A 15469-nucleotide genomic window follows, 5' to 3' on the forward strand; every position below is an offset into this window, starting at 1 on the left:
CTCTTGTCGCGCTGTTCCGGCCCTTCGAAACATAAAGTGATCGCTCGGGCACGGATCGCCGGCGGGACCGGTCAGCCGATCAGGCGATTTCGTGCCGCCATGGCGGGTTGGCGCCGGCCCGAGATACCGTCACGGCCGCCGCCTTGGCGCCAAGCTCCAGCGCGCTGCGGATGGCTTCCTCCGAGAGGCCGCCGATCGCTGCTTTGGTGAGCAGACCCTGCTCGTGCAGCGAGGCAAGGATGCCGGCATTGAAGGTGTCGCCCGCGCCGACGGTGTCGACCACCTTCACTTTCCGCGGCACCACCGTGACCTTGTGCTCCCTGCTGTAGCCGACGGCGCCTTCGCTGCCATGGGTGACGACGATCAGGCTGGGACCGCGGTCAAGCCAGTTGCGCACGACCTCCTCGTGCGAGCCCGCTTCGTCGAACCAGTTGAGGTCTTCGTCCGACAGTTTGACGATGTCGGCCATCGCCATCATCTTGCGGATGCGCCTCAGATGCTTGGCCTTGTCCGGAATGAAGTTCGGCCGGATGTTGGGGTCGAGCATCATCACCCGGCTGTTGTGCTCGCCCCGCATGAACTCCTCATAGGCCGATCCCGCCGGTTCCGAGATCAGGCTGATCGCGCCGAACAGCATCGCCTCGATCTCGGCGCCGAGCTTCGGCAGGTCCTCGATGGCGAGCATGCGCCCGGCGGTGTTCTCGTCGTAGAACGTATAGCTCGCCTGGCCATCGGTGAGCCGCACGAAGGCGAGCGTGGTCGGCTTGGGCGAGGTGTGCGCATAGGTCGAGCTCACCTTGCTGGCTCCCAGCGCCTCGCGGAGCTGGCCGCCGAACAGGTCGGAGGAGAGACCTGAGAAGAAGCCTGCCGGAGCGCCCAGCCGTCCGAGCGCGACCGCCGTGTTGAACACCGCTCCGCCGACATAAGGCGCGAAGGCCGCTTCGCCTTCCGCTGTCGTGCGCGGCAGCATGTCGATCAGGGCTTCGCCACAGCAGAGGATCATTGTGTCTCGGTTTCCGGCGGATGGATCACGCCCTTACGGATGATGATGTTGGCATAAAGCCTGGGTTCGCTGGTCGCGACGATCGCATGCGCGGCCTTGACGCGTGCATAGAAGTCGGCCCCCGCCAGCGCAATCACCTTGTGCCCCGGCGCGCGTTTGGCGCAGACCGCTTCCATCTCGTGATGCACGGGATCGGCGAGCGCCGGATCGCCTTTGACCGAGGCGCGGAACAGGGCCTCCGGCACCGCCGCATCCACCGGCAGCACGCTCAAAACGGCGTCCAGCACCGGAATGACGGCATGGCCGTCGGCGCGGATCAGCCTGCGCGCCTGTTCCTCGGCCGGATAATTGCCGTCGACGATGGCGATCTCGTCGCCATGGCCCATGGCCCTGAGCGTCGCCAGAAGCTGCGGGCCGAGCAGCGACGGAATGCCGATCAGCATGGTCAGGCGCTCCTGGAAATCGTCGTCGGTCCGATCAGGAAGCGTTCGGAAAGCGGCAGGCTGGCGCCGCCAAGCGCCCGCGCATGGATGCCGACTGTTCCTTCGCGTACGACCGGCAGCTTCAGCCCCTCGGCGTCGATACCGCTGATCGCGTCCGTCACCGCATCGACAAGCCTCCGCCGCACGTCGAGGGGCATCCAGCCGTCGATCACCGCGGCCTCGAAATCGATGACCGACGAGGCGGCAACGATCGCATAGGCCAGCGCTTGTGCAGCACTTGCGATCCAGTCGTCGAGCTCGGCGCCGATCTCGCCCCATTCCTGCGGCGAGGTCCACAGATAGGAGCCGTCGATGCCCTTGGCGCTCAGCGCCTTTTCCAGCATGGCGATCGAGGCGACATCGATAAGCTGTGTCGGCTTGCCGTCCGGCCCGGGCACCGGCATCGAACCCAGGGCGCCGGCATTGCCGGTCGGCCCGCCGAACAGGCGGCCGTTGAGCACGATGCCGCCGCCGGCAAAGGCGCCGATATAGAAATAGACGAAGTCGCGCGCCGCGCCTGCCTGGCCGAAGACGAGCTCTGCCCCGCAAGCGGACGTGGCATCGTTCTGCAGATAGACCGGAAAGTCGCATTGGGACTGGATGTCGGCGCGGATGTCGCGATGGCGCCATTCATCCATGATCTCGCGCGGCGCGCCGGCTGTGTCGGCCCAGCTCCAAAGCTCGAACGGCATGGCGATCCCGAGCCCGGCGATGCGCTTGTCCTGCGCCGGTGTCAGCTCGCCGCGCATTTGTTTGATCCCAGCGCCGACGAACTCCACCGTCTCGCGCGGCGCCGGATAACGATAGGAATTCTGCAGCATCGATCGCACATTGCCGAGGAAGTCGATCAGCACCAGCTCGGCGCTGCGGCGGCCGATCTTGAGACCGATGAAGAAAGCTCCTTCCGGATTGAGCGCCATCGGGATCGACGGCTGGCCGATCTTGCCGCGCAGCGGCGCCTGGCGCACGAGCAGCTTGTCCTCTTCCAGCTCCCGCATGATGACGGATACCGTCTGGGCCGACAGCCCGGTCATGCGCGCGATGTCGGATTTGGCGAGGCTGCCATGCTGGCGCACCAGTGACAGCACCAGCCTTTCATTGTGGTCGCGCATGCCGCTCTGGTTCGTGCCGCGATGCAGCCGGCTCTCCAGAGCCTCGGGCGAACCGTGCCTCGCAATGCCGGTCTCCACCCTGTTCCTCCCGTCGGTTTCCCCACACTGGCTTTTCGTTCAGAATGAGTGAACAGCGCAAGTCTGTCAATAATAAATAAGAGTGATTTAATTATTGACAGATGATGCGGACTGGTGTCTTTTGGGGTGGCGTCCACGCTGGGAAAAATGGTTGGATGCGCTCGAGGCGCCGGGTTGGCCGGCGTCCGGAATGGTTCCATTGGGAGGAAATCGTGACCAAGAAATCGCTGCTGAAGTCCACCGTATTCGCGGCGGCCGGGCTGGGCCTGCTCGCATTCGCCTCGTCCGCATCGGCTGCGGGCGTCGGCGCCTGCCTGATCACCAAGACCGACACCAATCCCTTCTTCGTGAAGATGAAGGAAGGCGCCACCGCCAAGGCCAAGGAACTCGGCGTCGACCTGAAGACCTATGCCGGCAAGATCGACGGCGACAGCGAGAGCCAGGTCGCGGCGATCGAGAGCTGCATTGCCGACGGCGCCAAGGGCATCCTGATCACCGCCTCTGACACCAAGGGCATCGTGCCGACGGTGAAGAAGGCGCGTGACGCCGGCCTGCTGGTGATCGCCCTCGACACGCCGCTCGATCCGATCGACGCTGCCGATGCGACCTTCGCCACCGACAATCTGGAGGCCGGCAAGCTGATCGGCGCCTGGGCCGCCGCCACGCTCGGCGACAAGGCCAAGGACGCCAAGATCGGCTTCCTCGACCTCACTCCTTCCCAGCCGACCGTCGACGTTCTGCGCGACCAGGGCTTCATGATGGGCTACGGCATCGACGTGAAGGATCCCAACAAGATCGGCGACGAAGACGATCCGCGCATCGTCGGCCACGACGTGACCAACGGCAACGAGGAAGGCGGCCGCAAGGCGATGGAGAACCTCCTGCAAAAGGACAACACCATCAACGTCATCCACACCATCAACGAGCCGGCCGCAGTCGGTGCCTACCAGGCGCTCAAGGCCGTCGGTCTGGAAAAGCAGGTGCTGATCGTTTCGGTCGACGGCGGCTGCCCGGGCGTCAAGTCGGTTGCCGAGGGCGTTATCGGCGCCACCTCGCAGCAGTACCCGCTGCAGATGGCGGCGCTCGGCATCGAGGCGATCGCCAAATTTGCCAAGGACGGAACGAAGCCGAAGCCGACCGAAGGGAAGAACTTCTTCGACACCGGCGTCAATCTCGTCACCGACAAGCCGGCCAACGGCGTCAAGTCGATCGACACCAAGGAAGGCCTCGCCAAGTGCTGGGGCTGACGCTCTGACGGTTCACAAAGCTTGCGGCTGGGGGCTTGATCCCCGGCCGCATCGGGTGGACGATGCGCCTTCGTCAAGCGCGGACAATCCTGGCGACAGACCGGAAGAGGCGTCGACGGCGCGCGCAGCAATGAGAAGGCTGTGCGCATACGGGAGGATACATGTCTCAGATTCAGGAATTCGAGAAGGTACTTTCGGGCAGCGACAGCAGCGTCGCGGCCTTCGACGAGCACGGCAAGTCGTTCGTCAAGCGCGCCCAACATTTCCTGCACTCCACGCCGGCGGCGGTGCCGCTGATCGTGCTGGTGCTGTCGGTCATCATCTTTGGCGTTGCCATCGGCGGCCGCTTCTTTTCGTCCTACACGCTGACGCTGATCCTGCAGCAGATCGCCATCGTCGGCATCCTGGGCGCTGCCCAGACGCTGGTCATCCTGACCGCCGGCATCGATCTTTCGATCGGCGTGGTGATGGTCATCTCGGCGGTGGTCATGGGCAACTGCGCCATCACCTATGGCATGCCGACAATCCTGGCCGTGGTGCTTGGGCTTGGCGCAGGCGCGGTTTGCGGCATGCTCAACGGCTTGTTGGTCGCCTATATGAAATTGCCGCCCTTCATCGTGACACTGGGCACCTGGAACATCGTCATGGCCACCAATTTCATCTACTCGGCCAATGAGACGATCCGCGACGCCGATGTCGACGCTCAGGCGCCGCTGCTGCATCTCTTCGCGCTGAGCTTCAGGGTCGGCTCCGCCGTGCTGACGGCCGGCGTCATCGCCATGGTCCTGTTGGTGCTGCTCTTGTGGTATGTGCTCAACCACACGGCGTGGGGCCGCCATGTCTATGCCGTCGGCGACGACCCGGAAGCGGCGAAACTCTCCGGTATCCAGACCAAGTCTGTGCTGATGGCCGTCTATACGCTTGCCGGTCTGATCGCCGCCTTCGCTGCCTGGGTGTCGATCGGCCGCAACGGCTCGATCTCGCCGTCCGCCGCCGTCACCGACTATAATCTGCAAGCGATCACCGCGACCGTGATCGGGGGCATCTCGCTCTTTGGCGGCCGCGGCTCCATCCTCGGCACGCTGTTCGGCGCCATGATCGTCGGCGTCGTCTCGATGGGCCTCAACATGCTGGGCGCTGACCCGCAATGGAAAGTGCTGCTCACCGGTGTCCTGATTATCGGCGCCGTGGCGATCGACCAGTGGATCAGAAAGGTTTCGGTGTAACCATGACCCAGCAGGCTGTTCTCACCGCGCGCGGTCTGACCAAGCGCTACGGCCGCGTGACCGCGCTCAACAACTGCGACTTCGATCTCTACCCGGGAGAAATCCTGGCCGTGATCGGCGACAACGGCGCCGGCAAGTCGACGCTCATCAAGGCGATCTCCGGCGCCGTGCATCCCGATGAAGGGGTGATTGAGCTGGACGGCAAGCAGGTCCAGTTCAAATCGCCCATCGAGGCCCGCGAGGCGGGGATCGAGACCGTCTACCAGAACCTGGCATTGTCGCCGGCGCTGTCGATCGCCGACAACATGTTTCTCGGCCGCGAGATCCGCAAACCGGGTCCGCTCGGCAGCTGGTTCCGCATGCTGGATCGTCCGGCGATGGAAAAGCGCGCCCGCGACAAGCTGACCGAACTCGGCCTGATGACCATCCAGAACATCAGCCAGGCGGTGGAGACGCTTTCGGGCGGCCAGCGCCAAGGCGTCGCCGTGGCTCGCGCCGCCGCTTTCGGATCGAAGGTGGTGATCATGGACGAACCGACGGCGGCGCTCGGTGTCAAGGAAAGTCGCCGCGTCCTCGAGCTGATCCTCGACGTCAAGAAGCGCGGCCTGCCGATCGTGCTCATCTCGCACAACATGCCGCATGTCTTCGAGGTCGCCGATCGCATCCACATCCACCGGCTTGGACGGCGTCTATGCGTCGTCGATCCGAAGCAGATTTCGATGTCGGATGCCGTCGCGCTCATGACCGGCGCCAAGAAGCCGCCGGAGGACGCGCTGGCGGCCTGATCTCCGCCCCACCATGGTAATTGGCCGCAGGTGCATCGGATGGACACTCCGTCCTAAATCGATTTAACAATATATGCTGCAGCGCGGCAAACTGGGGTAGGAGAAACGGTGAAAGCCGCTATGATCAGGCCAACCGAACGAGAGGCGATATGAAACCCGCCATGACGATCGAAGCCCCCGCTCTCGACCACCCCGATCCCAGGACGCTCGCCGAGGAAGTCCTGATGTCGCTCAAGTACCGGGTCGGCAAGGACACCACCGTCGCAACGCCATATGACTGGCTGACCGCCTCGATCAAGGTGGTGCGCGACCGCGTCGTCGATCACTGGATCCAGGCGACCAAGGAAGCCTACGACCAGCAGGAAAAGCGCGTCTACTATCTCTCGCTCGAATTCCTCATCGGGCGCCTGATGCGCGACGCCTTCTCCAATCTCGGCCTGATGGAGAACATGCGCGAGGCGCTGGCATCGCTCGGCGTGGATCTCGACTTGATCGCCGGCCTTGAACCGGACGCAGCCCTCGGCAATGGCGGTCTCGGCCGGCTCGCCGCCTGCTTCATGGAAAGCATGGCAACGGTCGATATTCCCGCCCACGGCTACGGCATCCGCTACGCCAATGGCATGTTCCGGCAGGAGATCCATGACGGCTGGCAGGTCGAGCTGCCGGAGACCTGGCTCGACCACGGCAACCCGTGGGAGTTCGAGCGGCGCGAACGTTCCTTCGAGGTCGGCTTCGGCGGCTCCGTGGAATCGATCACCTCAAAGGACGGCCGCCTGGAGCGCCATGTCTGGAGGCCCAATGAGCATGTGCTGGCAGTCGCTTATGACACGCCGGTGGCGGGCTGGCGCGCCAAGCGCGTCAACACGCTGCGGCTCTGGTCCGGCATGCCGATCGACCCGATTCTGCTCGACAAGTTCAATGCCGGCGACCACATCGGCGCGCTCGCCGAAAGCAACAAGGCGGACGCGCTGTCGCGCGTTCTCTATCCGGCCGACTCGCACATGGCCGGGCAGGAGCTCCGGCTGCGCCAGGAATATTTCTTCTCGACTGCTTCGCTGCAGGACATCGTCCAGCGGCATCTCAGCCAGTACGGCGACCTGAGATCGTTGCCCGACAAGGCCGCGATCCACCTGAACGACACCCATCCGGCCGTCGCCGTGCCGGAGCTGATGCGGCTTCTGATGGACGTTCACGGCATGGATTTCGACCTTGCCTGGGACATCACCAAGCGCACCTTCGCCTACACCAACCACACGCTGCTACCGGAGGCGTTGGAAAGCTGGCCGGTGCCGCTGTTCGAGCGTCTGTTGCCGCGCCACATGCAGATCGTCTACGCCATCAATGCCCAGGTTCTCCTGGAGGCGCGGGCCACCGGAAAATTCTCGGGCGAGCAGATCGCCCGCATCTCGCTGATCCAGGAAAATGGCGACCGCCGCGTGCGCATGGGCAATCTCGCTTTCGTCGGCTCGCATTCGATCAACGGCGTCTCGGCGCTGCACACCGATCTGATGAAGGAGACGGTGTTTGCCGATCTCCACAAGCTCTATCCCGACCGCATTAACAACAAGACCAACGGCATCACGCCCAGGCGCTGGCTGATCCAGTGCAATCCCGGCCTGACCGCGCTTGCCCGCGAAGCGATCGGGAACCGCTTCATGGACGACATCGAAGCGATCAAGGATCTCGATCCTCTTGCCGGCGACTCCGCTTTCCGCGAGAAGTTTGCCGCCGTGAAGCGCCAGAACAAGGTGAGGCTTGCAAACCTGGTCGCCGACCGGCTCGGCATCAGGCTCGATCCTTCAGCGCTGTTCGACATCCAGGTCAAGCGCATCCACGAATACAAGCGCCAATTGCTCAACATTCTGGAGGCGATCGCGCTCTACGACCAGATCCGCTCGCATCCCGAGCGGGACTGGATGCCGCGGGTTAAATTCTTCGGCGGCAAGGCGGCGCCGAGCTACCACAACGCCAAGCTCATCATCAAACTGGCCAACGACGTCGCCCGGGTGATCAACGGCGATCCCTCGACGCGCGGCCTGCTCAAGGTTGTGTTCGTGCCGAACTACAATGTCAGCCTCGCCGAGGTGATGATGCCGGCGGCCGATCTTTCCGAGCAGATCTCGACCGCCGGTATGGAGGCTTCCGGCACCGGCAACATGAAGTTTGCCCTCAACGGCGCCTTGACCATCGGCACGCTCGACGGCGCCAATGTCGAGATCAAGGAGCGCGTCGGCGACGACAACATCTTCATCTTCGGCCTCACCACCGCCGAGGTCGCCGAACGCCGCGACAACGGCTACAATCCGCGCGGCGTGATCGCGTCCTCGCCGGAGTTGTCGCAGGCGGTGTCGGCGATCTCCTCCGGCGTCTTCTCGCCTGACGATCCCAACCGCTACCGCGACCTCATGAACGGCCTTTATCAGAGCGACTGGTTCATGGTGGCGGCCGATTTCGACTCCTACGCCGCCTGCCAGCGCGAGGTCGACGATCTCTGGCGTAACAGTCCCGACTGGTACTCGCGCGCCATCCGCAATGTCGCCCGCGTCGGCTGGTTCTCGTCCGATCGCACCATTCGCCAATACGCGAAAGAAATCTGGAACGTACCTGTCTGATGTGATTGCATGAGGCCGCCGACAACGTGGACGTGCATGTCGCCCAAAAGTGCCTAGCGGTTTTGGCCAACATATGCACAAACCAGAATAGTTCCCAGGGAGGGACGCCGCCTGATGAGGAAGCCGCGCGCGACCGCTGCACCAAGCGGGCCGGACGGACTGGCGCCAGCCGGCGATGTCGCGGCCATTGTCGCCGGAACGCATGGCGATCCCTTTGCAATTCTGGGTGTGCACGCGGCCGGCAAGGGCTTAGTCGCCCGCTGCTTCGTACCCAATGCCGAATGCGTCACCGCCTATACGCTCACCGGCAAGGAAGCCGGGGAACTCGTGCGCAGCAACGATGCCGGCTTCTTCGAGGGCAAGCTTTCGATCCGCAAGCGTCAGCCGTTGCGCTATCACGCGAGGAATGCCGGCGGCGACTGGTGGCTGACCGACCCTTATTCCTTCGGCCCGGTGCTAGGCCCGATGGACGACTACTACATGGCGGAGGGCTCACACCTGAGGCTCTTCGACAAGCTCGGCGCCCATATCATCGAGCATGAGGGGGCCACCGGGGTGCATTTCGCGGTATGGGCGCCCAATGCCCGGCGCGTCTCGGTGGTTGGCGCCTTCAACGACTGGGACGGCCGCCGGCACACCATGCGCGACCGCAAGGACACCGGCATCTGGGAGCTGTTCATTCCGGACCTCGGCGCCGGCCAGCCTTACAAGTTCGAGATCATCGGTCCCGACGGCGTGCGCCTGCCCCTCAAGGCCGATCCGTTCGCCTTCGAGTCCGAGCTGCGCCCGGCGACCGCTTCGGTGACGGCGCCGCCGATCGCGCATCAATGGGGCGACGAGGCCCATCGCAGCTTCTGGCAGAAGGCCGATCCGCGGCGCGAGGCGATCTCGATCTACGAGGTCCATGCCGGCTCGTGGCAGCGCCGCGATGACGGCACCTTCCTCACCTGGGACGAGCTCGCCGCGCAGCTGATCCCCTACGTGGTCGAAACCGGCTTCACCCATATCGAGTTCCTTCCGATCTCGGAGCACCCCTACGATCCGTCCTGGGGCTACCAGACGACCGGCCTTTATGCGCCGACCGCGCGCTTCGGCGATCCCGATGGCTTCGCCCGCTTCGTCGACGGTGCGCATCGTGCCGGCGTCGGCGTCATCCTCGACTGGGTGCCGGCGCATTTCCCCGTCGACGAGCATGGGCTGGTGAAGTTCGACGGCACCGCGCTCTACGAGCATGCCGACCCGCGCCAGGGTTTTCACCCCGACTGGAATACCGCCATCTACAATTTCGGCCGCCGCGAGGTGGTGTCGTTCCTCGTCAACAACGCGCTGTTCTGGGCCGAAAAATACCATGTCGACGGTTTGCGCGTCGACGCTGTCGCCTCGATGCTCTACCTCGATTATTCGCGCAGGTCAGGCGAGTGGATCCCCAACGAGAAAGGCGGGCGCGAGAATTTGCAGGCGGTCAGCTTCCTGCAGAAGATGAACAAGGAGCTTTACGGCCATCATCCCGGGGTGATGACGATCGCCGAAGAATCGACCTCATGGCCGAAGGTATCGCAGCCGGTGCATGAAGGCGGGCTCGGCTTCGGCTTCAAATGGAACATGGGCTTCATGCACGACACGCTGGAGTATTTCTCCAAGGAGCCGATCTACCGCAAGCACCATCACAACGACATCACCTTCGGCCTTGTCTACGCTTTCTCCGAGAATTTCGTCCTGCCGCTCTCTCATGACGAGGTCGTGCACGGCAAGGGCACGCTGCTCCACAAGATGGCAGGCGACGACTGGCAGAAATTCGCCACGCTGCGCGCTTACTACGCCTTCATGTGGGGTTATCCCGGCAAGAAGCTCCTGTTCATGGGCCAGGAATTCGCCCAGCGCCGCGAGTGGAGCGAGGAACGCGCGCTCGACTGGAATCTGCTGGAGCACGCCCCGCACCGCGGCGTCCGGCAGGCGGTGCGGGACTTGAACTACCTCTATCGTTCGCGCCCGGCGCTGCATGCGCGCGACTGCGAGCCGGAAGGCTTCTCCTGGCTGATCGTCGACGATCGCGACAATTCGGTCTTTGCCTGGCTGCGCAGCGCGCCGGACGGCAACCCGATAGCCGTCATTTCCAACTTCACGCCGGTGCCGCGCGAGAACTATCGCGTGCCGCTGCCGAAGGCGGGCGAGTGGCGCGAGATCATCAACACTGACGCCGCCGAGTATGGCGGCTCCGGCATGGGCAATGGCGGCATGATCGTGGCGAGCGGGGAAGGGGGCGGCACGTCGGCGACGATGCTCTTGCCGCCGCTGTCGACGATCATGCTGGAATTCGTCGCGGACGAAGCAAAGGTCCGGACAGCTTAGGAGGGAGGCAAACGATGGCAGAGATCAAGAGAACCCAGCCGCTGGCGCGCGATGCCATGGCCTATGTGCTGGCCGGCGGCCGCGGCAGCCGCCTCAAGGAGCTGACCGACCGGCGCGCCAAGCCCGCCGTCTATTTCGGCGGCAAGACGCGCATCATCGATTTTGCGCTGTCCAATGCGCTCAACTCCGGCATTCGCCGTCTCGGCGTCGCCACCCAATACAAGGCGCACTCGCTGATCCGCCACCTGCAGCGTGGCTGGAACTTCCTGCGCCCCGAACGAAACGAGAGCTTCGACATCCTGCCCGCCTCGCAGCGCGTCTCGGAAACGCAGTGGTACGAGGGCACGGCGGATGCGGTCTACCAGAACATCGATATCATCGAGGCCTATGGCCCCGAATACATGGTCATCCTAGCCGGCGACCACATCTACAAGATGGATTACGAGCTGATGCTGCGCCAGCACGTCGATGCCGGCGCCGATGTCACCGTCGGCTGCCTCGAAGTGCCGCGCATGGAGGCGACCGGCTTCGGCGTCATGCATGTCGACAAGAAGGACACCATCATCTCCTTCATCGAGAAACCCGCCGACCCGCCCGGCATACCGGACAAGCCGGACCATGCGCTGGCCTCGATGGGCATCTATGTCTTCAAGACCAAGTTCCTGATGGAGCAGTTGCGCCGCGACGCGGCCGAGCCAGGATCCAGCCGCGACTTCGGCAAGGACATCATCCCCTACATCGTCCAGCACGGTAAGGCGATCGCCCACCGCTTCGCCAAATCCTGCGTCCGCTCCTCGCACGAGTCGGAGCCTTACTGGCGCGACGTCGGGACGGTGGACGCCTATTGGGAAGCCAATATCGACCTGACCGATGTCACGCCCGAACTCGATCTCTACGACCGGGATTGGCCGATCTGGACCTATGCCGAATTGAAGCCGCCGGCCAAATTCGTGCATGACGAGGACGGCCGTCGCGGCGAGGCGATCTCCTCGCTGGTGTCCGGCGACTGCATCGTTTCCGGCGCATCGCTGCGCCGCAGCCTGATCTTCACCGGCGCGCGCATCAATTCCTATGCGAAGCTCGAGGAAGTGGTGATGCTGCCCGACGTTCAGGTTGGGCGCAACGCGCGCCTCAAGCGCGTCGTCATCGACCATGGCGTCCACATACCGGAGGGGCTGGTGGTCGGCGAGGATGCGGCACTCGACGCCAAGCGCTTCCGCGTTTCGGAAAAGGGCATCTGCCTGATCACTCAGGATATGATCAACAAGCTGTCAACCTGATAGGGTTGATCGGCAAGTTGTCAGTCTGATCAACAAAGCTGTCACTTTAGCCGTGGATCTTAGGCGCATGCAGGTTCTGTCCGTCACGCCCGAAATCTTCCCGCTGATCAAGACCGGCGGGCTTGCCGACGTGACCGGTGCCCTGCCGATCGCGCTCGCCAGCAAGGGCGTGGCGATGCGCACGCTCATCCCCGGCTACCCGGTGGTGATGGACGCTTTCAAGAAAAAGAAGGCCGTCTATCAGTACCCGCTGCTGCAGGGCGGCAAGGCTTCGGTTCACGCCGTCAAGATCGGCGAGCTCGAGCTCTTCGTGCTCGACGCGCCGCATCTTTTCGACCGCCAGGGCGGGCCCTATGGTACCGCCTCCGGCTCCGACTGGCCCGACAACTGGCGGCGCTTCGCGGCGCTGAGTCAGGTCGGCGGCGACATCGCCGGCGGCGCGATCTCCGGCTACCAGCCAGACCTCGTGCATGCCCATGACTGGCAGTCGGCAATGACGCTCGCCTATATGCGCTACGGCAACGCGATCGGCGTGCCGTCGCTGATCACCGTGCACAACCTTGCTTTTCAGGGACAGTTCGGCTCCGGCATTTTCGGCGAGCTCGGCCTGCCGGGCGTGGCGATGCAGCTCGATGGCGTCGAATATTATGGCGGCGTCGGCTTCCTCAAGGCCGGCCTGCAGGCCGCCTGGGCGATCACCACGGTGAGCCCGACCTACGCGCAGGAAATCCGCTCGCCGGAATTCGGCATGGGCCTCGACGGCCTGATCAACATGCGCGCCGTCGACCTCTACGGCATCGTCAATGGCATCGATGTCGACATCTGGAACCCGGCGACCGACAAGCACCTGGTCGCCAACTATTCGGCCGAGACGCTGGAAGCGCGCGACCTGAACCGCAAGGCCGTGGAGGACCGCTTCAGCCTCGAGCCTGACGACAGCCCGATCGTCTGCGTGGTCAGCCGTCTGACCTGGCAGAAGGGCATGGACATTTTGGCTGCCGTGGTCGACGGCGTCGTTCAGCGCGGAGCACGACTGGCGGTTCTGGGCTCGGGCGATGCCGGCCTCGAAGGCTCGCTGCTTGCCGGGGCCGCGCGGCATCGCGGCCGCGTCGGCGTCGTCATCGGCTATGATGAGGCGCTCTCCCACATCATGCAGGGCGGTTGCGACGCGATCGTCATCCCTTCACGCTTCGAGCCTTGCGGGCTGACCCAGCTCTATGGATTGCGCTATGGCTGCGTGCCGGTCGTCGCCCGCACCGGCGGCCTCGCCGACACCATCATCGACGCCAACGAGGCGGCGCTTTCGGCAGGCGTCGCCACCGGTTTTCAATTCGCGCCGAACAATGGCGGCGCCCTCCTGCACGCCATCCGCCGCCTGGTCGAAGCGCATGCCAGACCCGCCGCCTGGGCCTCGATCCAGCGCCAGGGCATGAAGGCCGACGTATCCTGGGACAAGAGCGCCGAGAAATATGTCGAACTCTATCGCTTGCTGCTTTCAAAAAGGGCTGCCTGAGGCATGATCAAAACCGTCCCTACCAAACCCTATACCGACCAGAAGCCCGGCACCTCCGGCCTGCGCAAGAAGGTGCCCGTCTTCCAGCAGGAGCACTATGCCGAGAACTTCATCCAGTCGATCTTCGACGCGCTGGAAGGTTTTCAGGGCAAGACGCTGGTGATCGGCGGCGACGGCCGTTTTTACAACCGCGAGGTCATCCAGACGGCCATCGCCATGGCCGCTGCGAACGGCTTCGGCAAGGTGATGGTCGGGCAGGGCGGCATCCTGTCGACGCCGGCCGCGTCCAACATCATCCGCAAATACAAGACCTTTGGCGGCATCATCCTGTCGGCCAGCCACAATCCGGGTGGCCCGCACGAGGACTTCGGCATCAAATACAATGCCGGCAACGGCGGCCCTGCGCCGGAGAAGATCACCGACGCGATCTTCGAAAAGTCCAAGACGATCTCGAGCTTCAAGATCGCCGACATCGGCACCGTCGACATCGACACGATCGGCACCTTCCAAGCCGGCGGCATGACGGTCGAGGTGTTCGACCCGGTCAAGGACTATGCCGAGCTGATGGAGAGCCTGTTCGACTTCGACGCCATCCGCGCGAATTTCAAATATGGCTTCCGCATGCGCTTCGACGCCATGCACGCGGTGACCGGCCCCTATGCCAAGGAGATCCTCGAGCGTAGGCTCGGCGCCCCGGCCGGGACCTGCCGCAATTTCAAGCCGCTGCCCGATTTCGGCGGCCATCACCCCGATCCGAACCTGGTCCATGCCAAACATCTCTATGACGAGATGATGGGGCCGGACGCGCCGGATTTCGGCGCCGCTTCCGACGGTGACGGCGACCGCAACCTGATCATCGGCAAGGGCATCTTCGTAACGCCCTCGGATTCTCTGGCGATGCTGGCCGCCAATGCGCATCTGGCGCCCGGCTACAAGGAAGGCCTGAAGGGCATCGCCCGCTCGATGCCGACCAGCGGAGCGGCCGATCGCGTCGCCGAGAAGCTCGGCGTCGGCATCTACGAGACGCCGACCGGCTGGAAGTTTTTCGGCAATCTGCTCGACGCCGGCATGGCGACGATCTGCGGCGAGGAAAGCGCCGGCACCGGTTCCAACCATGTGCGCGAGAAGGACGGGCTGTGGGCCGTGCTTCTGTGGCTCAACATCCTCGCCGTGCGCGGCGAGAGCTGCAAGGACATCGTCACCAAGCACTGGGAAACGTACGGCCGCAACTATTATTTGCGCCACGACTATGAGGAGGTCGAGACAGACCGCGCCAACGCACTGGTCGACGAATTGCGCGCCAAGCTCGGCTCGCTGCCCGGCACCAGCGTGCGCGGCATGAAGATCGCCAGTGCCGACGACTTCGCCTATCATGACCCGGTCGATGGCTCGGTCAGCAAGAACCAGGGCATCAGGATCCTGTTCGAGGGTGGCTCGCGCGTCGTCTTCCGCCTCTCCGGCACCGGCACTTCCGGCGCCACGCTGCGCGTCTATATCGAGCGTTACGAGCCCGACAAGGCGAGGCATGACCTCGACACGCAGGAAGCGCTCGCCGACCTCATCGCCGCCGCCGACGACATCGCCGGCATCAAGAGCCACACCGGTCGCAACAAGCCGAGCGTGATTACTTGAAAGTGGTGAGGATTTCCCCTTCTCCCCTTGTGGGAGAAGGTGGCCGAGCGAAGTTCGGACGGTTGAGGGGTGCTCCAGCTTGGCGCAAACCCGTGTCCAGAACATCGACGCCTCATTCCTTCCAACGCCCCTCATCCGTCTCGGCGCTGC

The 15469-nt window shown here is 64.0% G+C and carries 11 protein-coding genes; 8 read left to right on the forward strand and 3 right to left on the reverse strand.

The features are described from left to right. Positions 1-79: 79 nt before the first annotated feature. From A9K66_RS22140 to A9K66_RS22150, 3 genes are read right to left on the reverse strand one after another with little or no spacing between them, the layout of a single operon-like run. Positions 80-1003 carry a carbohydrate kinase gene (locus tag A9K66_RS22140; RefSeq protein ID WP_067327917.1) on the reverse strand — a complete coding sequence of 308 codons (924 nt, stop codon included), beginning with the start codon at positions 1001-1003 and terminating at the stop codon, positions 80-82. Beyond that, positions 1000-1446 (reverse strand): RbsD/FucU domain-containing protein, encoded by a 447-nt coding sequence (locus tag A9K66_RS22145; protein ID WP_067327918.1) that lies wholly within the window; start codon positions 1444-1446, stop codon positions 1000-1002. The genes A9K66_RS22140 and A9K66_RS22145 overlap by 4 nt, the downstream gene beginning before the upstream one ends. A gap of 2 nt (positions 1447-1448) precedes the next feature. Then, positions 1449-2675, reverse strand: a complete 1227-nt coding sequence (locus tag A9K66_RS22150; RefSeq protein WP_067327919.1) for an ROK family transcriptional regulator — start codon at positions 2673-2675, stop codon at positions 1449-1451. Positions 2676-2887: 212 nt separating this feature from the next. On the opposite strand from A9K66_RS22150, the gene A9K66_RS22155 reads away from it, so the two are divergent. From A9K66_RS22155 to A9K66_RS22190, 8 genes are all read left to right on the forward strand, one after another. Then, positions 2888-3922, forward strand: coding sequence for a sugar ABC transporter substrate-binding protein (locus A9K66_RS22155; protein ID WP_066998169.1), 1035 nt, complete (start codon positions 2888-2890; stop codon positions 3920-3922). Positions 3923-4083: 161 nt separating this feature from the next. Continuing rightward, positions 4084-5148, forward strand: coding sequence for an ABC transporter permease (locus A9K66_RS22160; protein WP_066997793.1), 1065 nt, complete (start codon positions 4084-4086; stop codon positions 5146-5148). 2 nt (positions 5149-5150) lie between these two features. Next, entirely contained in the window at positions 5151-5933 is a 783-nt protein-coding gene (locus A9K66_RS22165) for an ATP-binding cassette domain-containing protein (RefSeq protein ID WP_066997791.1), read from the forward strand. A gap of 149 nt (positions 5934-6082) precedes the next feature. Next, positions 6083-8545, forward strand: a complete 2463-nt coding sequence (locus A9K66_RS22170; RefSeq protein ID WP_067327920.1) for a glycogen/starch/alpha-glucan phosphorylase — start codon at positions 6083-6085, stop codon at positions 8543-8545. A 114-nt stretch (positions 8546-8659) separates the two neighbouring features. After that, complete coding sequence (gene glgB, locus A9K66_RS22175; RefSeq protein ID WP_067327921.1) at positions 8660-10894, forward strand: 1,4-alpha-glucan branching protein GlgB; 2235 nt, start codon at positions 8660-8662, stop codon at positions 10892-10894. A gap of 14 nt (positions 10895-10908) precedes the next feature. Next, positions 10909-12174, forward strand: a complete 1266-nt coding sequence (glgC, locus tag A9K66_RS22180) for a glucose-1-phosphate adenylyltransferase (protein WP_067327922.1) — start codon at positions 10909-10911, stop codon at positions 12172-12174. Between the two features lie 67 nt (positions 12175-12241). Then, positions 12242-13687 carry a glycogen synthase GlgA gene (glgA, locus tag A9K66_RS22185; protein ID WP_067327923.1) on the forward strand — a complete coding sequence of 482 codons (1446 nt, stop codon included), beginning with the start codon at positions 12242-12244 and terminating at the stop codon, positions 13685-13687. 3 nt (positions 13688-13690) lie between these two features. Continuing rightward, the gene (locus A9K66_RS22190; RefSeq protein WP_067327924.1) at positions 13691-15319 is read left to right on the forward strand and encodes an alpha-D-glucose phosphate-specific phosphoglucomutase; all 1629 of its coding nucleotides are present in this window, start codon (positions 13691-13693) and stop codon (positions 15317-15319) included. Positions 15320-15469: the final 150 nt, after the last annotated feature.

Source organism: Mesorhizobium sp. AA23 (assembly GCF_001672435.1).
Classification (GTDB): domain Bacteria; phylum Pseudomonadota; class Alphaproteobacteria; order Rhizobiales; family Rhizobiaceae; genus Mesorhizobium.